General features: G+C 38.1%; 17 protein-coding genes and 1 pseudogene. 9 read left to right on the top strand and 9 right to left on the bottom strand.

Annotated features, from left to right (window positions below; genetic code table 11):
- Window positions 1-269 precede the first annotated feature (269 nt).
- On the bottom strand, window positions 270-1,565 hold the full coding sequence (locus tag bsdcttw_RS00195) for a M18 family aminopeptidase (RefSeq protein ID WP_185257463.1): 1,296 nt from the start codon (window positions 1,563-1,565) through the stop codon (window positions 270-272).
- Window positions 1,566-1,713: 148 nt separating this feature from the next.
- Between bsdcttw_RS00195 and bsdcttw_RS00190 the strand changes: the two genes are divergently transcribed.
- The gene (locus bsdcttw_RS00190) at window positions 1,714-2,463 is read left to right on the top strand and encodes a hypothetical protein (protein WP_185257462.1); all 750 of its coding nucleotides are present in this window, start codon (window positions 1,714-1,716) and stop codon (window positions 2,461-2,463) included.
- Here bsdcttw_RS00190 and bsdcttw_RS00185 read toward each other — a convergent pair.
- Both bsdcttw_RS00185 and bsdcttw_RS00180 read right to left on the bottom strand, forming a co-directional pair.
- On the bottom strand, window positions 2,460-3,632 hold the full coding sequence (locus bsdcttw_RS00185; protein ID WP_207726468.1) for a DUF3810 domain-containing protein: 1,173 nt from the start codon (window positions 3,630-3,632) through the stop codon (window positions 2,460-2,462). The two genes, bsdcttw_RS00190 and bsdcttw_RS00185, sit on opposite strands and share 4 nt — an antisense overlap.
- A gap of 21 nt (window positions 3,633-3,653) precedes the next feature.
- Entirely contained in the window at window positions 3,654-4,535 is an 882-nt protein-coding gene (locus tag bsdcttw_RS00180; protein WP_185257460.1) for a sigma-70 family RNA polymerase sigma factor, read from the bottom strand.
- A 460-nt stretch (window positions 4,536-4,995) separates the two neighbouring features.
- On the opposite strand from bsdcttw_RS00180, the gene bsdcttw_RS00175 reads away from it, so the two are divergent.
- Window positions 4,996-5,382, top strand: a complete 387-nt coding sequence (locus tag bsdcttw_RS00175; RefSeq protein WP_185257459.1) for a flagellar protein — start codon at window positions 4,996-4,998, stop codon at window positions 5,380-5,382.
- Window positions 5,383-5,451: 69 nt separating this feature from the next.
- A complete protein-coding gene (locus bsdcttw_RS00170; RefSeq protein WP_185257458.1) occupies window positions 5,452-6,438 on the top strand; it encodes a S1 RNA-binding domain-containing protein in 987 nt (328 codons plus the stop codon).
- 478 nt (window positions 6,439-6,916) lie between these two features.
- Here bsdcttw_RS00170 and bsdcttw_RS25375 read toward each other — a convergent pair.
- The 3 genes and pseudogenes from bsdcttw_RS25375 to bsdcttw_RS00155 all read right to left on the bottom strand — a co-directional run.
- Window positions 6,917-7,531 (bottom strand): annotated as a pseudogene (locus tag bsdcttw_RS25375) (GTP pyrophosphokinase); the annotation flags it as partial.
- Window positions 7,532-7,807: 276 nt separating this feature from the next.
- The gene (locus bsdcttw_RS00160; RefSeq protein WP_185257456.1) at window positions 7,808-10,180 is read right to left on the bottom strand and encodes a YhgE/Pip domain-containing protein; all 2,373 of its coding nucleotides are present in this window, start codon (window positions 10,178-10,180) and stop codon (window positions 7,808-7,810) included.
- Window positions 10,146-10,691: an Rrf2 family transcriptional regulator gene (locus bsdcttw_RS00155; RefSeq protein WP_185257455.1), complete on the bottom strand. Its 546-nt coding sequence runs from the start codon at window positions 10,689-10,691 to the stop codon at window positions 10,146-10,148. The genes bsdcttw_RS00160 and bsdcttw_RS00155 overlap by 35 nt, the downstream gene beginning before the upstream one ends.
- 470 nt (window positions 10,692-11,161) lie before the next feature.
- Here bsdcttw_RS00155 and bsdcttw_RS00150 point away from each other — a divergent pair, with 470 nt between their 5' ends.
- The 6 genes from bsdcttw_RS00150 (at window position 11,162) to bsdcttw_RS00125 (ending at window position 19,121) form a co-directional block, all read left to right on the top strand.
- Window positions 11,162-12,895 (top strand): ABC transporter ATP-binding protein, encoded by a 1,734-nt coding sequence (locus tag bsdcttw_RS00150; RefSeq protein WP_185257454.1) that lies wholly within the window; start codon window positions 11,162-11,164, stop codon window positions 12,893-12,895.
- Between the two features lie 37 nt (window positions 12,896-12,932).
- On the top strand, window positions 12,933-14,705 hold the full coding sequence (locus bsdcttw_RS00145) for an ABC transporter ATP-binding protein (RefSeq protein WP_185257453.1): 1,773 nt from the start codon (window positions 12,933-12,935) through the stop codon (window positions 14,703-14,705).
- Between the two features lie 420 nt (window positions 14,706-15,125).
- Window positions 15,126-15,794 carry a response regulator transcription factor gene (locus bsdcttw_RS00140; RefSeq protein WP_185257452.1) on the top strand — a complete coding sequence of 223 codons (669 nt, stop codon included), beginning with the start codon at window positions 15,126-15,128 and terminating at the stop codon, window positions 15,792-15,794.
- Window positions 15,795-15,814: 20 nt separating this feature from the next.
- Complete coding sequence (locus bsdcttw_RS00135) at window positions 15,815-17,374, top strand: sensor histidine kinase (protein WP_225903749.1); 1,560 nt, start codon at window positions 15,815-15,817, stop codon at window positions 17,372-17,374.
- A 111-nt stretch (window positions 17,375-17,485) separates the two neighbouring features.
- Window positions 17,486-18,373, top strand: a complete 888-nt coding sequence (locus bsdcttw_RS00130; protein ID WP_185257451.1) for an ATP-binding cassette domain-containing protein — start codon at window positions 17,486-17,488, stop codon at window positions 18,371-18,373.
- Entirely contained in the window at window positions 18,354-19,121 is a 768-nt protein-coding gene (locus tag bsdcttw_RS00125; protein WP_185257450.1) for an ABC transporter permease, read from the top strand. The genes bsdcttw_RS00130 and bsdcttw_RS00125 overlap by 20 nt, the downstream gene beginning before the upstream one ends.
- A 268-nt stretch (window positions 19,122-19,389) precedes the next feature.
- On the opposite strand, the gene bsdcttw_RS00120 is transcribed toward bsdcttw_RS00125, so the two are convergent.
- From bsdcttw_RS00120 to tkt, 3 genes are all read right to left on the bottom strand, one after another.
- Window positions 19,390-20,829 carry a sensor histidine kinase gene (locus bsdcttw_RS00120; RefSeq protein WP_185257449.1) on the bottom strand — a complete coding sequence of 480 codons (1,440 nt, stop codon included), beginning with the start codon at window positions 20,827-20,829 and terminating at the stop codon, window positions 19,390-19,392.
- Window positions 20,819-21,502 carry a response regulator transcription factor gene (locus bsdcttw_RS00115; protein ID WP_185257448.1) on the bottom strand — a complete coding sequence of 228 codons (684 nt, stop codon included), beginning with the start codon at window positions 21,500-21,502 and terminating at the stop codon, window positions 20,819-20,821. The genes bsdcttw_RS00120 and bsdcttw_RS00115 overlap by 11 nt, the downstream gene beginning before the upstream one ends.
- Window positions 21,503-21,845: 343 nt before the next feature.
- Window positions 21,846-23,831, bottom strand: coding sequence for a transketolase (tkt, locus tag bsdcttw_RS00110; protein ID WP_185257447.1), 1,986 nt, complete (start codon window positions 23,829-23,831; stop codon window positions 21,846-21,848).
- Window positions 23,832-23,860: the final 29 nt, after the last annotated feature.

The following is a 23,860-nucleotide window of genomic DNA, read 5'->3' as shown; positions in this document are numbered from 1 at the left end:
GGTTGTTGATCTCAGGTAATATTATCTACTATTGTTATAAGAACAAAATAAAATAAGACTAGACCGACCTGTATCTTAGACTCCTAATACACGTATCAATCTAGCCTTATTTTATAATAGCCTTTGCCCTCTCACGTTCCCCAACGCGCTTCCAACCTCTAGTACAATACCTTCTCGTATTGACTTACCTAAGTATAACTCTTTTTGTATGTTTTGTCAATATATTGTTTTATATTTAAAATCCATTGGCTATTTTCACAACAAACTATTTATAAACCAAAAAATGTTTCCATTAATTTATCCAGATATGCCTGGTCTTTTGTACCCATTAATTCTCTGGAGGAATGCATGGCCAGAAGAGGTATTCCGATATCCACTGTTTTTATAGGCAGCCAAGAGGAGATAATGGGGCCTAAGGTACCACCTCCGGGCATATCAGAACGGTTCACAAACTTCTGGTATTTCACCTCACTCTTTTCACATATCTGCTGCACAATAGCAATAGCTTCGGTATCAAAGGTGTATCTTTGGTTGCAATCTATCTTGAACACAATTCCCTCATTTAATGCGGTATAGTTGGTAGGGTCATATTTCTCCGGATGATTTGGATGTACTCCGTGGGCTACATCAACAGAGAGAAGAAAACTATCTGTCACCTGTGAATAAAGGCTATCCTTTGATAAAGAAAGGCTACCCATAATTTTCTCCAGCAGAAGATTTAAGAGTGCTGAGTCTGCTCCCTGTTTGGTCTTACTGCCAATCTCTTCGTTATCATATAAGGCAATAAGATTAATACCCTCGTCCCTTCTTCCTGAAACAATTCCTTTTAACAGGGACCATACAGAGGTAAGATTGTCAAGTCTCGGGCAGGATACAAAGTCATCTTTCATTCCGACAAAGCCGCCGTCCTCACTGTTATAAATATACATATCGTAGTCCAGTATTCTGGAACTGTCCACGCCTAGTTCCTTCGCAAGAAAACTCACGAAGAATTTCTCCTCGCTAACATCTTCCTCAAGCATTGAGAATAAGGGCAGGGTATCTGTCTGGCGATTCAGTTCAACTCCTTTATTTACCTCTTTGTTAACATGAATAGCTAGATTAGGTATAATCAGTATGGGCTTTTTCACATCCAGAAGTCTCATTTCGGGATGAAAAGGGTCCTCGCTTCTTAATGCAACTCTTCCGGCTAAAGAAAGAGGACGGTCCATCCAGGTATTTAAGATAGGTCCACCATATACATCTGTATTCAATTTTCTGTAAGCTCCGCTTTTCATATCTGCATTAGGCTTCACACGAAAACCCGGATGGTCCGTGTGTGCTGCTGCGATTCTGAAATTCTGTCCCTCTGCAAAATGTGCCCCCACCGTAAAGGCAAATAATGATGTACCATAAGGCTTTATATAATAACCTTTTCCTTTTTCCAGCTGCCAATTTTCTTTTAAATCAAGTTCTTCAAAACCTTCCTTTTTCAGAAATACAATTCCTTCTTCCACCACATGGTATGGAGAAGTCGCCTCTTTTATAAAGGAAAGAAGTTCCTTTGCATTTTCTTTTTCTTTCATGAATATTCCTCCCTGTAAAATTATCTTTGCATGATGCATTGTTTTTATTATAGACCACCTCTTTTTAATACTCAAGAAAGAATTATTCTTGACCTCTTTCCAGGTCTGTTTTATTCTTAATATAAGAAACGAAATATACGAGGTTATTATGGATACTCTTTTATTTGAACAAGCCATCAATACTGTTATCAATGCACCCAGAACAGAAAACGGAATCGGTACTCTTGGAGAGAAAACCGTCCATGCGGTATTAAAAAATTTCTTATCCCCGGACCAGGTAAATCACGAGATAAAATATAAAAACTATTATGCTGATATACTAACCCCTGAAGGGATTATTGAAATACAGACAGGAAACTTTGACCGACTTAGAGGCAAGCTTCCCGTATTCTTAGAAGACTTTCCGGTTACCATTGTTTATCCTATTGCTCATACGAAATGGCTGCTTTGGGTGGATAAAGAATCCGGCGAAGTCAGTCCAAAGAGAAAGTCTCCAAAGACCGGAAAAGCCTATCAGATTCTTCCTGAATTATATAAGATAAAGGATTACCTGGATTGTCCCGGATTAACCATACATATATACTTTATTGATCTGGAGGAGTATAAATTTCTGAATGGCTGGAGTAAGAATAAAAAAATGGGAGCTGAAAAAGCCGACCGGATACCTGTAAACCTTGCAGGAGAAATGCTGTTAGAAAAGCCCTCCGATTATAAGCAGCTTCTGCCGGAAGGTTTAGCAGACACTTTTGTATCCAAAGAATTTGCAAAAGCTTCCGGCCTTGGCGGGATTTCCCTTTCATCCGCTCTTAAGGTTCTTCTCCAGATGGAGGTAATCGAAAAGACCGGAAAAAAAGGAAATGCCTTTCTCTATACAAAAAAGGCATCTCCCATATATTAATTATTCTTTTCTGCTTTATACTCTGCAAGCAGCAGATCTACCATCCGTCCGTAACTTTTTACTCCGTCTGACTGGTTGTTTGCTTTTAGGTAGTTATCATTTACGGTATTGGATGCGGTACTGATTACCGTATCCTCAAACTGCACCCAGTAATAATAATCCTCTCTTAAATCAGCTGACATCTCTGCTGTATAGGTTGCTCTAACCTTCTCAAAATCTTCCGGTGATTGATTATAGAGCTGGTTTCCAGCATAGGAAAGCGCAAGCATCAGTCCACTGTACTGCAATACCGGATTATCGGAATTGCTGCAAATAAGATAGGAGATAAAATTTGCTTCATCTTCCCGCATAAAGCCTCTCAAATGTGCCATCTCATGGCCCATGGTAGCCGGAATACTGTAATCTACCACATCTGTGTTAACATTGGATTCCATAGTAAATGGCCAGAAGATTCCTGTAATCTCCATAGCCGACATAACCCTTGAGAAATCCACCGATTTAACTGATTTGTAATTACCCTTCAGTTCCGGATATACTTTTCCTTCCTTTGCATAAGCCTTTACTTCTGCAGCAACCAGGGCCTTCCAGTTACTCTTATCTATACTGACATTTCCGTCCTTTGTAAACTCGCCGCCTTTAGTACTAATAAGATTTCTGGCCTTTGCTGCTCTCTCTGAAAGATTTATTGTCATTTGGTATAAATCCTCAACTGATGATTCCTGGATATTATATCCGCTTATCTTAGCAAAGGAATAGCGGTGATAATTGATTCCTGCCATAAATACATACATAAAAAAAAGTACGCTTGCTATACATGCTACGTTTACCAAAGTTAAGAGCATTAAATAGCTAATAGATTTACTGTTTTTCTTATGTCGGATGAGCTGATATATAAGATAAGCAATTCCCAGTACTACAAGAACAGGCAGCAGAATAATCTCAACTTCCATCAGTGAAATAGGAAATTTATCTGATATAAAGCTTACTGCATGTGCAATCACCTTATATATTTTTCTTGCAAATACAAGCTCTGCAAAATTCTGATTCACTTTTGCAAGCCACAAAAAGAAAACGGAAACTGGGGCTAAAAGTAATAAAAATATCCGTTTCTTACAGAAAGCCATGTACCATTTTACCATTGTTACGGGCGCTTCACTATATTCCTGCAAGTCCTATCCCCTACTTTCTATTTAGTCGTGTTTTTTACTTAATTTTACACCATCTACCGACATATTAATAATGTCAATTAATTCCTCTTCCGACATTTTTACATATCTTGACAGTTCATGAATGTTTCCTTCACGGCCTAGCTCTTCCTTTAAATCTTCGGAAGCTTTCCTGATATAATCGATTTTTTTTATCATTTCTTCCTCAAAACTGCTGCTTTCAGTGCTTTCATAGATAATCTCTTCCATTGCATTTCTTATATAGCCCTCGATAAAGTCCGTCTCATTCTCTAAAACCGTATCTGTGTAAAGGGTTTCCACAGCACATAAAAGTCCAATATTTCCCTCCTGTATCAAGTCCTCCAGGGTAACCCCTCTGTTCTGATAAAGCTTTGCAATCTCTACAACTTTAATCAGCTGAACTTCTATAAAACGTTCTTTCACATTTTCCTTTTTCTCTCTGACTGCCTGGAGTAAAAGGCGAAACTCTGCTTCATTTGCAGGCTTAACTGCGTCCAGGTCCTGTAAATACATCTTTAAGTACTGTGAATCTGCTCCTTGCGCCTGTACTTTATCCTTCTTCTTTTCTTCCTTTTCGTCTGCTGTTACTTCCTCTTCCTCAGCCTGCTCTTTTTCTTCCTCTGCTTTTTCTTCCTCTGCTTCTTCTTTCACTTCTTCTTCCTGTATAGCTTCCTTATAATCATCAAAGACCCTCGTCTTAACATATCCTTTTACGGTTATATGTGCTGCCGCCAGATAAGCAAAGATATGCTCATATTGTTCTTCCGTAAGTCCCATATCGCCGAAAAACTCTTTGATTTCATTCATTCCCAGTTCATTTCCCTGTATTCTGGCAACCTCCAGGACATCCTTTAGCATTTCTTGAAATTTATTTTTATCTTCCATCTTAATCCTCTTTTCACTCTATTTTCATTCATATGTTTTCTTTTGCAAACCATTTCAGTATTGGCAATTTGCTATTATTAACTTGTATTTGATTTATAATTTTATCTTAAAATACCTGCCATTGCAAGAGGCAGCCTTATTTTAACGCGTCACCCCTGCTGCTAAAGAGGACTTTCATATAAATTTTACCTCTATTGCTGCCCTCCTATACCCCTTCGGTAAATATATCCTTGCTTTCTGCCTGTAACTCTTATAAACTATACCTACAGGAAACTGATTTAATTATTTAATTAAAGCTTGTCCTTTTCAAACTGGTTTATGAATTACGCTTTTCGTATTTCGTTGACTACCTTGCCCTTTTCACATGCCTCGAGTTTGCACTGAGGATATCGCAGGCACTTGTATGAATTACGCCTTTCGTAATTCATCATAGCTCTTCTTAAAACAAAGGATGAACAACATGGAATTGAAAGTATGTAAAAACTGCAAAAGACTATTTCAGTATATTTATGGACCTGAAATATGCCCTGACTGCCTTAAGAATCTATCCCATAAAGAACCTGATAAACCAGAAGAAGAACTTTCTAATACGAATGTTACCAAAAGTATAAACTCAGAATTAGAACTCTTTGACAAGGTAAAGGAGTATATAATAACCCATCGGAAAGCAACCATATCAGATATATCCCTGGCAATGGACGTCCCTCCGAAAAGACTGTTTGAATGGATCAGAGAAGAGCGCTTGGAATTTTCTGATGACTCCAGGGACGCCTGGTTTACTTGTGAAAGGTGCGGTGCTAAAATCAAAAGCGGCAGATTGTGTAACCGCTGTAAGGATAACAGATAACGGGCTTGCCTATATACTGACTATAAGCTATACTGTTTATAAATACTATAATTAGGAAGGAGCTATACAATGAACGAGGAATTTGATACAGTAACCGAAGAAATAACTGCTGATGCCGAAACTGCCAAAGCAGCTGCTCCGGAAGAGATTATCCCTTCTATGAAGGAATTCGAGGACCAAATAAGTAAGTCCATGCACAAAATAGAAGAAGGGACACTGGTTAAGGGAACCGTTATTGGTATTTCTGATACTGAGGTTACTGTAGATTTAGGGTACTACGCAGAGGGAATTATCCCCTTGGAAGAACTTAGTAATGATCCCAGGTTCTCAATTAAAGCAGATGTAACAATGGGAGAAGAGGTTTCTGCAGTAGTTATCAGAGAAGATGACGGAAAAGGAAATATCCTTCTCTCCAAAAAAGATGCTGATGGTATTCTCTCTTGGGAAACCTTAAAAGGCTATAGGGATAACAAAGATGTATTAAGAGTAAAAATAGCACAGGCCGTTAATGGAGGTGTAACCACTTATCTCCTTGGAATCCGCGCTTTTATACCGGCCTCTCAATTATCTTTAACTTATGTGGAAGATCTCAATGCCTGGGTTAATAAAGAGATTGATGTCCAGGTAATTACGGTGGAAGAAGAGAAATCGAAACTGATTCTTTCCGCAAAAGAAATTGAAAAAGATCTTGCCGCTAAGGAAAAACTCAATAAAATTTCCCATGTGCCGGTAGGCCAGATAACCAAAGGAACGGTAGAGAAATTAGCTCCCTATGGTGCTTTTGTTAACCTCGGAAATGGTTTGTCTGGTCTTCTTCATATTTCCCAGATAGCGAATAAACGCCTTAAGACCCCCGGTGAAGTCTTAAAGGAAGGTCAGGAAGTGACCGTTAAGATTATAGATGTCAAAGACGGTAAGATCAGCCTCAGCATAAAAGCTGTGGAAGAGAAGGCCGAGGTATCTGAAACGGTAGAAGAAGCTCCTTTTGAATACACCTCCGGTGAAGAGGCATCCACCGGCCTTGGTGCTCTTCTATCGAAATTTAAGCTTTCCTGATAAATAATAAGTATGTTTATACAAAAGATAAGTAACAAAAAAAGCAGCGTAATATCCTTCTGTTTACCAAGGATATTACGCTGTTTTTTATGAAGATTATAATGTATTTAAACTACATCTTATCCATTTCTTCATTAATAATATTACGCTTAAAAAAGCGGAAAAATTTATTCTTTTCCTTCGCCTCTTCCACCATTTCGAGAGCATCAGCTAATGATTCCGGTCTCCCCTGCTTCTTTTCCTGTTCCTCGGTCTGACCTTCCTCCTGCCATCCATCCTGTTTACTGTTTAGACTTTCTTCCTGTTGTTTGGAACTTTCCTCGGTGTCAGCACTTTCCTCAACTATTTTAACTTCTTTTACTACCTGTACAATCTCTTCTTCCTCAATTATCGTGCCATAGGATTCTCTTATGGTACTTTGAAAAGATTCAGACAATACTTCTCTGTAATGCTCCAATTCACTGTCCGGATTATAGAGTTTGATTTCTTCGTTCAACGAAAGCATCTTATGGTCAAGGAAAGATACGATTTCCGCGCATTCCTTTAATTCTTTCCGAATTCTCTCCGGTGCATTTCCTTCAAATTTGTAGTAAATCTTATGCTCTAAGCTTGCCCAGAAATCCATTGCAATGGTTCTTATCTGTATCTCAACCTTTACATTTAACATTGTATCCGAGAGAAAGATGGGAACCGATATAATCATATGATAGCTGGTATAGCCATTTGGCTTAGGACAGGTAATATAATCTTTTACCTTTAATACATTTACATCACTTTGTGCTGCAATCAGATCTGCAATTCGGTAGATATCGGAAGTAAAAGAACAAATAATACGTATTCCTGCAACGTCATTTATATATTTAACAATGTTTTCTACTGTTATTTCCCTGTTATTGTGCTGTAATTTCTTTGCGATACTTTGAGGAGATTTTAATCTGGAAGTAATATGCTCTATCGGGTTATATTGATGGTTTAATTTAAACTCATTATTTAGTATTTCCAACTTGGTGCTGACTTCCCGTAATGCAGAGTCATACATCAACATAACTTTCTTCCATTCATCTTCTTCACTGTAAAAAATAGGTAAATCCATTTCTATCCTCCTTAAACAAGGAAAATCCATGTCTAATTTTTTTGGAAAATATGTTCACTCTCTATTTCACCAATCGAGTTCATTATAGCACAGAATTATGAACATTCTTTGAATATAGTGAAAATTAATAAAAACTTTATCTTTTTTACATGTTTTTATAACAAACTGAATGATATACAATCCGCTCACAAAAAACCGGTAAGTGATACATAATTGTATTACCCACCGGCTATCTGTCATTCTATAATAAAATAAAAATGTTGTCAAATCATTTGTTTACAGTGAAGAATCTGCGTAAGAATAATCTGTATCCATCAGTTTCTGATTATCATCTAATTGAGATACTCCGTCCTTGCTTATTTTCTTTAATATTGTCATAGAAACCAGTAAAAGAAGAGCGGAAATTACTGCTATCATTGCCAATACGATCATGCTGGATGCAAGAACGTGATTTCCTAATCCTCCGCTGATAGACTGGCGGAAACTATAGATGGAATAGGACATTGGTAAGAACGGATGGATTACCTGATAGAACTTAAATGTTAACTGCATAGGGAACGTGCCGCCTGCACCGGAGAGCTGGAGTACCAGAAGTACCATAGCTACAAAACGTCCCGGGTTATCAAAAGCAACAGATAAAAACATGATTAAAAGCATATATGCATAAGCAGATAATAAAGCTGTTACAAAATAACTTCCGGTGGATATGGTATCTACTCCTATAAGATGCATAACTCCTGCTTCTATCACAGCCATAAGTGTTGCAGCTGCAATACCAACGGAAAGCTTGGAAAGCCACCATTGTACTACCGGCTTGCCTTTTAAGGCAACTTTTCTGATAGGATAGATAAAATTGAAAAGCATACATCCTACATATAAAGATAAGGATAATACATAAGGTGCCAGTGCATGACCATAATTAGGTACATCAGAGTATTTAGTCTCACTTAAAGTACTGGGTGCTGCAATCATATCAATGGTAGCATCTGAGGCATCAAAGGATTTGATGGTGTCTGCACCTTCCTGCAGTCCGTCATTTAACTTTCCGGCACCATCAGAAAGATCGGTAAGTCCATCCCCTAACTTTTTGGAACCATCCGCTAACTTTGCTGCACCATCGTGAATATCTTCTGCACCTTTTTTAATCTGGTCCATACCGGTTGAAAGCTTGCTGTTATTCTGTGTTAGGGTATTAAGTCCTGCTGCCAGGCTGGTGGATCCTTCCGTAATCTGGCTGATACCTCCGTTTAAGTCACCGGCTTTCGCATTTAACTGATTTAAGCCTTGGGATAGCTGTAATACTCCTGCTGTATAGGAATTTACTCCTGTGTTTAAACTCTTTGCACCGGCATCCAGTTTAGCAAGGCCCTGTGAAAGCGCAGGCGCCTGTTGTGCTACTGCTCCAAGTGTATTATATACCTGAGTAGTACCTGCTGCCAGGGCAGGTGTTTGTTTTGCAAGAGCATCAAGGCCTCCGGATAACTGGCCAACCCCAGCGCCAATTGTAGTATATCCCCCTAAAAGTTTAGCTGCGGTTTGTAAAACAACGGCCTGTTGTTCTTTTGGTAATTGACTGAAGGTGTTGATGTCCAGATATTTTGATACACTACTAACCTGGTCTTTCGTAGGAATTCCGGCTGCCAGTGTCTTTGCACCATTATCCAATGTTGAAACCGCACTGTTAACTGCTGTCATACCATCAGCCAGTTGCTTGATTCCATCATTATTTCCGCCTAAAGAACCAATGGTAGTACCAAGCTTGCTGTTAAGCTCGGAAACACCTTCTGAGACAAGCTTTGCACCCTTCTTTAAATCTTCGGAGTTCTTGTTCAGTGTGCTGGCTCCCTGTGCAGCCTGTTTCACCCCGTCCGTATAAGTCTTAACCCCTGCCTGGTATTTTGCCAAGCCGTCTTTTAATTTTCCTGCTCCGTCACTGGCTGTCAGCACTCCGTTCAGGTAAGTACTTAAACCAAGGCTTAAGGAATCTGTTCCGTCACTGAAGGTAAGACTTGCCTTGGATAATTTATCAAGATTCTTATAAAGCTCTTCATTGCCGTCTTTTATCTTATCTGCACCATCTTTAATCTGAGCGGATGCATCGGCTGCCTCTGTAATGCTTCCTCCCATGTCTTCTACTTTATCGAAGATAGCACTTACATAGGCCTTTGTTACTTTTTCAGATACCTTATTCTGCAATTCTTTAATAGCCTGTTCGCTGAATACCTCACCCAAATAGTTGATACCACCATTGGTTTCATAGCTAATTACCATTTGAGTCGGATTATCGGAAAGTACCGTTGAAGCATTTTCAGAGAAATTCTCCGGAAATGTTACGATCATATAATACTTGCTGTCTTTTAAACCCTTTTGGGCTTTTTTACTGTCTACAAAATTCCAATCCAGGCTGTTATCATTCTTTAATTCCTCAATAATATCATTTCCCACGGATAAGGTCTGACCCTCGAAGTCTACGGATTTATCCTCATTTACAACTGCAATAGGAAGATTCTCTGTCTTGCCGTAGGGATCCCACAATGATTTTAAGAAAAAAGAAGCATAAATAAGCGGAATACAACTTATAACAATAACTGAAATTAATAATAATTTATTAGCACTAATCTTTTTCCATTCTGTCTTTATCATTTCCATGAATACTTTTCATCACCTTTCTTATCAATAACTCCCGGCCTTCATCAGCCTGATTCCAGTTGACGGGCCTTATTGGTCTGCTGCCTAATGTCTCTTCCAGTAACTGGTTTACTGTCTTTGCTCTCAATGTTTCTCGATATAACATATCCGCTTCTGCAAAGGCATTTCTCATAACAACCGTTCCCTGGTTGGCCAGAATCTGTTTATCTTCGAAAACCTTATCGATAAGACCTGAATCAGGATAAGTCTCAATCTTACCTTCTAAGGCTTCCACTATATCCAGAAGGTTTATTTCATCGGTCTTTTTTGCCAGTGTAAATCCCCCGTTGTTACCAGATACCGAATTAACCATTTTTGCTACAACCAATTTACGTATAATTTTTTTCGTATAAGTCAGGGAACCTTTCAGACGTTTATGAATTTCCTCTGACGCTACCGGTATGCTTTTGTCCTGAGTTGCTAATAATGCAATAATACAAACCGCCTGCTCGATTCCTCTGGTTAATTTCATTTTCTCATCTCCTTACTTTCTTTAATGATGTTTGTTATCCATTATGGACATTTAAAATCTACAATGAGATAATACTCTTTCTATGATTTACTGTCAACAACATATATTACAAAATTTCTTATTTGTAATTCATTTTTTTATTCATTTTTTATTGCTCGTACACTATTTATAGCTATATTTATATTAATTAAAAAAATATATGAATTTCCAGTAATTTTAGGTTGACAAATATTACTAATGTGGTATAATATCTAAAGATTATAAAAGAAAGTGAGGTAAAAAACCATGACTAACGGATTTAGCGCTGCAGCAAACAACAAACACAAGTTATCTTTTATTACCTCAACCTTTAATTCTTTTATATAGTGTAGCCGTATTATGCCAATCTACACATAAACTATAAATGGATTTTTGTCGCCGTGGTAATAAACCACGGCTATTTTTTTGTCCCCGGATAGGGAGGAGGATTTATGAAAATATCAAGTTACATAAAAAAATACTGGTATTTATACACCATTGCTATTGTGTGTATGATTACAAGTGTGGGGTTGGATATGCTCTCCCCGCGTATATTAAAACACATAATCGATGATGTTATTGTCGGTGGGAAGGTAAACCTGCTTACAAGATTCTTAGTAATTATTCTTATAATAGGAGCAGGCAGAGCTATCTTTAATTACTTAAAAGAACTTCTTTTTGATTCTGTCAGCTCTAAAATAGGAGCAGATGTACGAAGAAAACTTTTCAATCACGTTCAAAGTTTATCCCTTGATTACTTCGATAAGAACAACACCGGCGAATTGATGTCACGTTTAAAGGACGATGTAGATAAGGTATGGTCCGGCGTAGGATTCATCGGTATGTTGGTAATAGAGGTTGTAATTCAGGTAGTTCTGGTACTCTACAGTATGTTTTCCCTGAGTCCGCTGCTTACTCTGATACCGCTTATTGTAATGCCTATCGTTGCTTTTATAGCAATTAAGATGGAAAAGAAATTGGATAATGTATATGAAGAAATCAGTGAAGAGAATGCAAAGCTGAATCTGGTAGCCCAGGAAAATCTGGCCGGCGTAAGGACCGTTAAGGCATTTGCAAGAGAGAAATTCGAAATAACAAAATTTTTATCCCATAACAAAAGGTATTACGACTTGAATATGAGACAGTCAAAAATACTAATCAAGTATAATCCTTATTTTCAGTTTATAACAAGACTTCTGCCGGTAACTGTAATCGTAGCCGGAGGTTTCCTCGTAATACGAAATGACATTACTCTTGGTACCTTAGGTGCCTTTGCAGAATATGCCAACAACATTGTATGGCCAATGGAATTAATAGGCTGGCTTTTTAACGATCTGGCTTCTGCGGCTGCCTCTACGAAGAGAATTAATAAAATAATGAAGGAACAGCCTACTGTTGTTTCCAAAGAAGATGCTATTCCCCTTGATAAAGCCTCCGGAGAAATTACTTTTGAAAATGTATCCTTCACAGTAAATGAAACACCAATACTCAAAAATGTAAGTTTTCACATAAATCCCGGTAAAACTCTTGGTATTATGGGAGCTACCGGTTCCGGAAAGACCTCTGTTATTAATCTGCTGCAGCGTTTTTATGAAACAACGGAGGGTACTATTAAGTTAGATGGCATTAATGTAAAGGATTTATCCTTAAAGGACCTTCGAAAGAACATGTCTCTCGTTATGCAGGATGTATTCCTGTTCTCTGATACCGTTAATGAAAATGTTAAGATGGGAAAGCGCTCCCTTATTACTGAGCAGGACGTATTAAATTCCATTGAAAAAGCCCAGGCTGCTGAATTTATAGAAAAAATGGATGAGAAATACGATACTGTAATCGGCGAAAGGGGTGTGGGACTCTCCGGCGGACAGAAGCAGCGTATCAGTATTGCAAGAGCCTTATCAAAGGATACTCCTGTTCTTATACTGGACGATTCCACTTCTGCCTTGGATATGGAAACAGAACATTTAATCCAAAAGAACCTTAACGAGTTATCCGATACCACAAAGATCATCATTGCTCACCGTATATCAGCGGTTAGAAATGCAGACGAAATCATTTTCCTTGAGAATGGTTCCATAGCTGAGAGAGGAACCCATGAAAGCCTCCTTGAGAAAAAGGGCCTCTATTATGATACCTTTATGGCACAGTACGGTGAATACCTAGAAGCCACTTCAGTGGCCGTATAAAACATATTTTTATAATTCCTTAAAAGGAGGAACACGAATGTCAGTAAATTCTGTAAGAGCCGACGAGAATCTTAACGGCTCCAGTAAAGTAAATACTCTCTTAAGGCTATTTCGATACCTGCTGTCCTATAAGAGAGAAATCCTTGCTGTGCTGCTTATTATGGGCGGGACTGTGGCAATCAGTCTTATAAACCCTCTCATAATAGAGCATGCCATCAATGTAAATATCGCCGGTAAAGATGTAAACGGACTCATAAAGCTCGGTCTTTTTGCCGCCGTATTGAATATTACATACATCCTGCTAGTAAAACTGCGTATGTTTATTATGGCAAAGATAAGCAATACCGTACTGCTAACCATCAGACAGGAACTTTATACCCACATCCAGAAACTGAGCTTTAGCTTTTTTGACAGCAGACCAACGGGTAAGATACTTGCACGTGTTATAGGCGATGTAAACTCCCTGAAAGATGTACTTTCTAATAGTGTTACAACATTAATACCGGATTTTATCACTATTATAGCTGTAGTAGCAATTATGATGGTAAAGGATTTCCGACTGGCGTTAGCAGCTCTTATAAGTCTTCCACTGCTAATTATCGGAATGTGGCTGATCCAGGTATACTCCCATGTCAGGTGGCAGTTATACCGGAAGAAGAACTCCAACTTAAATGCCTTTATCCATGAAGATTTATCCGGCATGCGTATTATACAGAGCTTCACAGCGGAAGGAGAGACTTCTCTGGCCTTTGATTCTATGCTTAAAGAGCACAGAGGTGCTTTTATGAAAGCGGTTACCCTAAGTGACGGCTTCGGATCTATTATTGATTTCTGCTGGGGAATCGGTACTATATCCCTTTTCTTCTTTGGTATCAAGATGACCGGAGATAACATACAGGTTGGAACATTGATTGCCTTCTCCACGTATATATCCATGTTTTGGCGTCCTATCATGAACCTTAGTAATTTTTATAATCAGTTGGTTACAAACATCTCCGGTGCGGAGAGAATCTTTGAAATTATGGATACAAAGCCGGATATAACAGATGCAGGGGAATTAAAAGAACTTCCGGTAATTAAAGGTGACGTCCGTTTCGAGAATGTAACTTTTGCCTATGATAAAGACACACAGGTATTGAATAATGTAAGTTTCCACATAAAACCCGGTGAAACAATTGCTCTGGTAGGTCCTACCGGTGCCGGTAAAACAACGGTAGTTAACTTAATCAGCCGTTTTTATGATATACAGGAAGGAACAATCTTCATTGATGGTTATAACATCCAGGATGTAGCGATTGAAAGCCTCCGTATGCAGCTGGGCATAATGACCCAGGATAACTTCCTTTTCTCCGGTACCGTTAAGGATAACTTAAAATACGGCAAGCTGGATGCAACCGATGAGGAAATTATTGCTGCTGCAAAAGCTGTAAATGCCCATGATTTCATTATCAAGATGGAAAAAGGCTATGATACGGAATTAAAAGAAAGAGGAGCCGGATTATCAGCAGGCCAAAAACAACTTTTAGCCTTTGCCCGTACTATGGTTTCCATGCCGAAGATTCTGATACTGGACGAAGCGACTTCAAGTATTGATACTCATACAGAACTTCTGGTGCAAAAAGGTATTGAGGCTTTATTAAAAGGCCGTACTTCCTTTGTAATAGCACATCGTCTGTCTACTATACAAAAAGCTGACCGTATCTTTTATATTGATAACGGTGGTATTGTGGAAGAAGGAAGTCCCAAAGAGTTATTGGAGAGAAAAGGTGCTTATTATGAACTTTATATGGCACAGTTCAAAAATATTTAGATTAATAATATAATTATACCATTTATCTTATTTATACTTTCTATTTATTATTTATAATAACCACCTATAAGAGTACTGGTTTACATAGGACTCTTAAACATAAGAAGCAGGTTGTATTTCCATTTAAGCACGATACTAAAGGTATTTTACATATTATATGGAGCAGTTCAAACCCAAAGTTTGTTTGGCTCTTATAAAACTGTAATATGCCAAGGTATCGGCGGCTAGACGGAAAGGCAGACTGCTTCTTTTTGTTGACCCCTTACATGATAATATGAATTATAATATGAATTCAATAATATGTTTTTCTTTAATTCATCCTGCAACGCTTTACCGTATACTTTATCCAAATCTTGTGCTATACCGGTTTTATCTGCTATAATTAACTCTTGAAAGAACCTTAAATAAGGAGAGCGTCCCATGGTAAAGATATTATTTTTAGAAGATGAACCTACCATCAGAGAGGTTTTGACAGAATACATGCAGCTTAAACAATATCAGGTTACTACTGCAGAAGACGGTGATGCAGCTATTAGATTATTAAACAATCAGAGTTTTGACCTTGCCGTGTTAGATATCATGGTTCCCGGCAAAAGCGGCCTGGAGGTGCTTGAACATATTCGAAGTATAAAGCCTGACATGGCAGCTATCATGCTGACGGCGATAGATGACGAACCTACTCAGGTACGAGCTTTCAACCTATATGCAGACGACTATGTGGTAAAGCCTGTGTCTCCTATTATTCTCCTAAAAAGAATAGAGACAATTCTTCGAAGAACCTCCTCCTTTCATAAAACCCAGACCAAAACCACCGGACTGTATTTAAATGAAGAGGCCTACCAGGCCTTTTATAATAATGATTCTCTTCTCCTAACTTTAAGTGAATATCTCCTGCTGCAAACTCTAAAAAAGGAACCTAACCGTGTATTTACCAGGGAACAGCTTATCCTAAAAATATTTAATGAGGACTATATCGGAAATGACCGTATCATTGATGCACATGTGAAGAACTTACGTAAAAAACTGCCTGTGAACTATATCAGAACTGTTATCGGGGTGGGGTATCAGTACACGGAAGAAACTACATAAAGAAAGGATCCAGAGCATCTATGAATCTATCAAAAAAGACTCTTCTTTACAGCACATTAATATCCATTCTTATGCTTTCTCTATTAATTGGATATTTTATTCTTATGCTCCCCTCTCTCTATGTATCTTATATGCAGGACAGAAACTATATGTCTGCTGTTAAATTACAGGAAAGTTTAATGAAAACCGGAAACTATGACAAAAGTACGGTGAAAAGTGCCAGCGGAACTATGACGATTAAAATTCCTCTCACCGGAAACCGTATCTATCTCTTGAATCAATTCTTTACCTCCACTGTGGAGATTCATAATCAAGAATTAATTTCTTATTTGGATAAATTAAGGTACTATGCCGACCATACAGATGAAATAGTAAAACTGAAGAAAGATGATTTTCCTACAGATGACATAAAGAAACTTTTGTCTGTTGATAAATATTTCTCCAAAGAGTATCCTCTGAGCATTACCTTTCAACTTCATAATAATAACAACTCTTTTCAAAAAGTTTCTTCAAGGTTTCATAAAACTTCTGATAAGCTGATAGTATATGAATCCAGCGTAACCGATGGTAATAATTATTACACAAACTATATTGCACTGGGCTTAACGAATAAAGATATCATAATTACCCTTTTCCCGGTAATGTCTCCCATGATAGATGAGATAAAGCCGGTTATCCTTCAAAGTTTACCTATGATAGCAGCCGTTGTGTTCTTGCTGGTACTTATCTCCTCCCAGTTTTTTTCTAAACTGATTATTTACCCTATTATACGGCTTTCTAACCATGCAAAATTCATGACAGAGACAGAAGCTTTACAACTTGAACCTGTAACTATGAACGGTCATGATGAAATTGCCAGCCTGGCTGAAAGTCTGAACAATTTATATGAGAAGATACAAAGCAGTTATCAGGAATTGGAGTTTAAGAATATACGACTTGCCGAAGAAAATAAGCGGCAGGAGGTATTTCTGCGTGCTTCCTCCCATCAACTTAAAACCCCTATTGCTGCTGCCTTATTATTAATTGAGGGAATGATTCATGAGGTGGGTAAATACAAGGATACAAAAGCATACCTACCTGAAGTAAAACAACAACTGCAATCCATGAAGAAAATTATAGATGATCTCTTATCTCTAAATCATAGCCATAAAGAACTGGAGAAGGAGTCTTTCTCTCTTAATTGCCTGCTGGAGGAATGTCTCTCCTTTTACCGTATACAAATGGAGGAAAAGGAACAGCAGCTCACCATAGAAGGTTCATCACCTAATCTTCTGACGGACTCAGAACTCTTTAAAAAGATATTAGATAATTTAATCTCCAATGCGATTAACTATACGCCGCGTAAAGGCAGGATAGCCATAGTTTGTGAAGAGAATAGACTCTGTATTATCAATTACGGAGCTGCTATAAAGGCTGAGCTTTTACCCCATGTCTTTGAACCTTTTGTTTCCGGAATGGCAGGAACTGGATCTCATGGTCTGGGCTTATACGTTGCCGCCTATTATGCGAAGCTCCTAAACTGCCAGCTGACTCTTACCAACTTAGAGAACGCTGTAATGGCTGAACTGATATTTGCATAATCTCTACATGGAATCTTCATCCCAAATTCATACGCTTTTGTTATACTTAAGATAAGCAAATAAAGTGTATGTAGTACAATAGCTGTACTATGAAAGAACAGGAGATTTTATATGATTACAATTAACCAGGTAAGAGTTCAATATGGAAATCAGCTGGCCTTATCCATTAATACTCCAATAACCCTTAAAACCGGTGACCGGGTCGGTATTATCGGCTCCAACGGTGCCGGTAAAACAACTCTTGTGAAAACAATTTTAGGGCTGACCAACTATCAGGGAAGCATTATAACAGATATAAGACCGGAAGAAATGGCAGTCCACCTGCAGCATAACCATTATGCCAATACCATGTCAGTTAAGCATATCATGGAAGCCATCTTGAATACGAGAATCAAAAAGAACAAGATATTACAGGACCTCATTACCTTCTTTGATTTTGAGGAATGCCTCTCCAAAAAATACTCTGCCCTATCAGGCGGACAAAAGCAGCGGCTTACTATTATTCTTGTGCTGATTCAGGATGCCCCGCTGGTATTCTTCGACGAAGTCACTTCTGGCCTCGATTTTGAAACAAGACAGAAATTAATGTCAAAGCTTGTGGAATGGTACCGTGACAAAGCGACTACCTTGTGTATTGTCTCTCACTATTATGAAGAATTAGAGCAGTTGGTCAACAAGCTATTAATTCTCGAAAAAGGTCAGGTAATTGACTTTGGAAGCAAGGAAGAATTGTTTCAGAAATACTGCGGAAAAACCGTGATTACTCTTGATAATACACCAGAAAATAAAGAAATAACGAAAGCATTTACCACATTAAAAGCTCCAGAGCACCTTATTGCTCTCCCCTGCCAGGATAATCAAGCTGAGATGGCTATTACAGAACTTCTTATCAAAGCAGATATTAATTTCAAACGCAGTAATAACAATATTGAAATTATGTCCATTAATGCCAAGGATAGATGTATGGAAAGGAGCTACAATGAAAAGAAAGAAGCTTAATTGGTATTTGATTTCCTATGAATTACGCAATATTACCGGAAATATATTTGTTATATTTTTTGGTGTTATTTTTCCGATTATGATGTCTGCATTATTTTCGGTAATTTTTAAAACTGAAGTACCTGAGAATATGTATGCCGAAGCTATTACCGGACTTTTTATTACAATGAGCATGATTATACCTATGGCCGTCCTGCTTATGGGATATGCCGCAAACTACTCACAGGAGCTGGAAAAAGATATTCCTCTGCGTATGAACCTTTTTGGTTTTCAGGAAAAAACAATGCTTGCTGCCAAACTGGTTGCTTATTTAATATTTACCACTGCTGCATTTATACTCTATGCCGTAGTTGACAGCTTCCTTCTTGATCTGCAAGTGCCAAAGCCAGCCTCTGCTCTTTGCTTTATCGCAGCTTTATATGTTCTATCAGCAATATTTTTTATTCTGGCTCATGGTTTTGCTACTATCTTTCGAAAGTTCGGCCCTACCTATGCGGTATCTATGTTTCTTTATTTTGGTTTTATGATACTATGCGGTATGATGGGTATTACCGTAGACCAACTCCCCTCCGGTCTGAAAGCTATTGCTAAAGTTTTTCCTATGTCCTATATAAGCAGTGATTTTATAACTTTCTGGCAAGGTGGCACCTATAACTTTGTACCAATGATTCAATCCTTCTTATTCTTCGGTGCTGTATCTTCGATTATACTGATTCTAAGCATACGTAAGAATCAAAGGGCTTTATAAACAAATAAAATACTCATAACAACTATTCACTATAAGAATATATAAAAAAAACTCCATGGCTTCGATATTTACCATATGCCATGGAGTTTTTTTTACCTTTTTGATCCAATTATAACTGCTTATAACCTCATAATTAATAAATCTATTAATTACTTTCATTCTGTCTATATAACTAATCTCGATTATCATAATGACTTCCAGGATCCACTATTCTAATGTTCCATTTAAACTTTCACAAATTAATTAATCCTTTTTCAGTGTAAGTTCACTAATACCGCTTGGGAAGTGTTATGGTAAACGTTGTTCCCTTGGTAAGCTGTGAACGAACTTTAATCTTTCCGGTATGGCCTAAAATGATAAGCTTTGCGATGGATAATCCTAGTCCATGACCGCTGATTTTTGCATTTCTTACCTGGTCCGACCTATAAAAGCGTTCAAATATATTATCCACATCTTTTCTTGTCATGCCAATACCGGTATCCTTAACTTCAATCACACAATCTCCGTCATCATTCTTACAGGTAATCGTAATGGTATCACCGTCATTGGTGTATTTCACAGCATTGTCAATAAATATTCGGATAGCTTGTTTAAGAGACTGCTTATCTCCGTATACTTCCACATCCTGTAAAACAGGAGCTTCAATAATACGATTCTTTACTACCAGATTTGTTTCTTTTACCATGTCTTCTACTATCTGACACATATTAAATCTGCTTTTTTCAAGCTTTAATGTCTTTTTATCATGCCTTGAAAGAAACAATAGTTTTTCTACCAGGTCCTGCATAAATTTTGCTTCGTTGTTAATAGCATCTATAGATTCCATCAGAACTTCTTCATTCCCTGTCCCCCAGCGGTTTAAGAGATTGGCATACCCCTGTATTACAGCAATCGGAGTACGCAGCTCATGAGATGCATCTGAAACGAACTGTTTCTGACTCTCATATGATATCTCTAATCTGTCCAGCATATTGTTAATCACTGCTGCCAGGTCTTTTAACTCATTCTTTGTTCCCTCCACGTTAAGCCTTCTGCTGTCCAGGTTATTCACCGTCAGACGATTCGCTGTATCTGACATCTCATATATAGGCTCTAAAAGACTGATATCACTTTTTCTTCCTTTTCTGGTAATAACATAAAGAAAAAATGCAAATAGAAGACACATCCAAAGCAGCAGCTTGTATAATTGATTTAGGCTGTCCGACAAATTATATTGGACAAGTACTGACACGGACCTCCCTTGGATAACTGTTTTTTTTCCTTCTTCCACAATTATTGTAAGAGGTCCTTTCGTAATTAAATTATCGACGTATATTCTGCCAAATAGCTTTTTTTCTTTTACTAGCTCACTCTCTATATTATTAAAGAGAACCTTTCTTGTCCCTTCCTCTGTTATACTGTAGTGAATTCCCAATAGCTCACATGTACTTCTGTCCAGCTCCAGATTTCCTGCGTTATCTGCCACCGCTTCTTTTAATAAAACCTCACCTTTTTCCTCAAGCTGCATTTTTCCGCTCCATAAAAACAATAACGAAAAAAAACAAAGAAATAGAATACCATTTACAATTAATAGCTTAAGGTAATTCAGAGAAATTCGAAAGGCGATGGAAAACCGAAAATTTCCGAGCCATTTTTCTCTTCGTTTTCGAAAGGGAAGTACAATCTTTATAAGAAGCTGTCTTAAGGTTTCTTTTAAATTAAACTTCATCTTTGATAATATAACCTACCCCTCTCACTGTATTAATCATTCTTACACTGTACTTATCATCAATTTTTTGCCTTAGATAACGTATATAAACATCCACAACATTTGTATCCCCCAGATACTCATAATCCCATACATTATTAAGAAGCTGCTCTCTTGTAATGGCAATGTTTTTATTACGCATCAGATACTCTAAGAGCTCATACTCTTTCTTTGTCAGCACCAGTTCTTCATCACCGTAAAAAGCACTATGCCCTGACAAATTAAGTTTAAGCTTACCTATCTTTAAAACATCCTGTTTAGGCTGAACCTGCTTGGTATGGCGATTTAAGGCTACCCTTATTCGTGCCAGAAGTTCCTCAATTGCAAAAGGCTTAGTCATATAGTCATCCGCACCGATATCAAGTCCAGCAACTTTATCTGTAACATCATCCTTTGCTGTTAACATAATAACCGGAACATCAGATTCCATACGTATTCTTCTGCACACTTCAATACCGCTGATTCCAGGCAGCATTATATCTAAGAGCACCAGATTTACATCCTTCTGCAATGCTTTCTCAAGCCCTGCTCTTCCGTCAGAAGCAATATCCACCTCATATCCTTCATATTTTAACTCCAGCTCCACAAACCGGGCTATTTTACTCTCATCTTCCACAATTAGTATCTTCGGCATAATTCCCTCCCACAAAAGTCTAGATTAATTACTCTTTTTAACGTATCTTTTTCGCCGCTTTTTTAATTATTTTTAACTTATATTTTCCTGTTTTCCCATCTTCTTTTTCCCTATATACAGTCTTATATCACAGCGAATTATATCTATTTTAATTCTATCTTTTAACCCATTTATTTGCAATATCTGAATATTAAAATTCCATTAGAAATATTCCCTTAATACTGAACGACAAAAGAAAAGCGCCGCAAGCAAATCTAATCAATCTGCCTGCGACGCCCATACATTCCGTTTTATCTGAAATATTGCACCGTTATTAGAAAATTCTGCAAATCCACTTACTACCTTATAATACAGACTTAACAGCTGCTACAACATTTTCAGTTGTAAAACCAAACTTCTTAAATAATTCACCTGCCGGTGCTGATGCACCAAAGCCCTTCATGGTAACTGTAGTTCCGTCAAGACCAACGTATTTACCCCAGCCAAATCCAGCTGCTGCTTCTACTGCAACTCTGGCTCTTACTGATTTAGGAAGGACACTTTCCTTATACTCATTGCTCTGCAAATCAAATAAATCTGTAGAAGGCATACTTACAACTCTTACATCAATTCCTTCTTTTTTAAGTTCTTCTTTTGCCAACACACTGACTTCTACTTCAGAACCGCTTGCCATAATAATTGCATCCGGAACTTCCTTTTCAGAAGGTGCAATTACATAGCCACCCTTTAAGGCATCTTTACTGGAACCTGCATATTGAGGAAGGTTCTGACGAGTCAGTACCAGCGCGGTAGGTGTTCTCTTAGAGGTAATCGCATAATACCATCCTGCAATGGTTTCGGTTGCATCTGCGGGTCTGAATACGGTAAAGTTAGGCATTGCTCTTAACATTGCAAGCTGCTCTATGGGTTCATGGGTAGGCCCGTCTTCCCCAACACCAATGCTGTCATGGGTTAAAACAAAGGTTAACGGAAGTCCCATAAGTGAGGAAAGTCTTGCCATAGGCTTAACATAATCACTAAATACAAAGAAGGTTGAAACAAAGGCTCTTAAGCCGCCATGAAGTGCCAGACCATTTCCTATTCCAGCCATAGCAAGCTCTCTTACACCAAAGTGAAGATTACGTCCTGCATAATCCTCTTTTGAGAAATCTCCTTCATCCTTCATATATGTCTTAGTAGAAGGTGAAAGATCTGCTGAGCCTCCAATAAAACCGGGAACCAAATCTTTAATACGGTTGATTACCATTCCTGAGAGATTTCTTGTAGCATCTGCCTTATCAGGAAATGCCCAGAAATCCTGATTTTCCAGAAGTTCTTCTCCAATGTTTTCATCATGGCACTTGTCCCAAAGATCTTTTAATTCCGGATATGCCTTAGAATAACTCTCAAACATCTGGTTCCATTTATTTTCTGCTTCTTCTCCCTTTTTATTTAACTCTTCCATATGACGGTATACTTCTTCCGGAACATAGAAATCTTTATCAACAGGGAAACCTAGTTTTTCTTTTAATAATCTTACATTATCTGCGCCAAGAGGTTCTCCATGGGCACTTGCCATACCTTCTCTGGGTGAGCCAAAGCCAATCTTTGTTTTTACAGTAATAAATGAAGGCCTTGTTGTATCTGCTTTTGCAGCTTCAATAGCAGCCGCTATTTCCTGTAAGTTGTTTCCATCTTCTACAACCAGTGTCTGGAAACCAAAAGCCTCAAAACGTTTGGATACATCTTCTCTAAAAGCTATATCCGTATCTCCTTCAATGGATATCTTATTGGAGTCGTACAGTACAACCAGCTTGCCAAGTCCTAAAGTTCCTGCTAAAGACATCGCTTCATAAGTAATACCTTCCATCATACATCCATCTCCGCCTAGAGCAAAAGTATAATGATCAACTACAGGAAATCCTTCTTTGTTAAACTTAGCAGCCAAATGAGCCTCTGCCATCGCCATACCAACAGCCATTGCCATACCGGCACCAAGAGGGCCCGTCGTCGCTTCTACGCCTACTGTATGTCGATACTCAGGATGTCCAGGGGTTAAAGAGTCAAGCTGTCTGAATGAAGCAAGATCTTTGATAGAAAGGTTACCATAGCCAAATAAGTGAAGCAAACTATATAACATCGCGGAGCCATGACCACCGGATAAAATAAAGCGGTCTCTATTCACCCAGTCAGGATTTCCCGGATTGTGGTTCATATGGTTCGCCCATAGCTCATAAGCCATGGCAGCTGCTCCCAAGGGTAGACCTGGATGCCCTGAATTTGCTTTCTGTACTGCATCTGCAGCTAACACTCTTAAAGAGTTAACTGACAAAGTATCAATATTACTCATTTTTTTCCTCCTAAATACTTGCTTATTCA

Origin of the sequence: Anaerocolumna chitinilytica (assembly GCF_014218355.1) — a bacterium.
GTDB lineage: Bacteria > Bacillota > Clostridia > Lachnospirales > Lachnospiraceae > Anaerocolumna > Anaerocolumna chitinilytica.
This window is presented reverse-complemented; position numbering and strand designations above follow the sequence as displayed.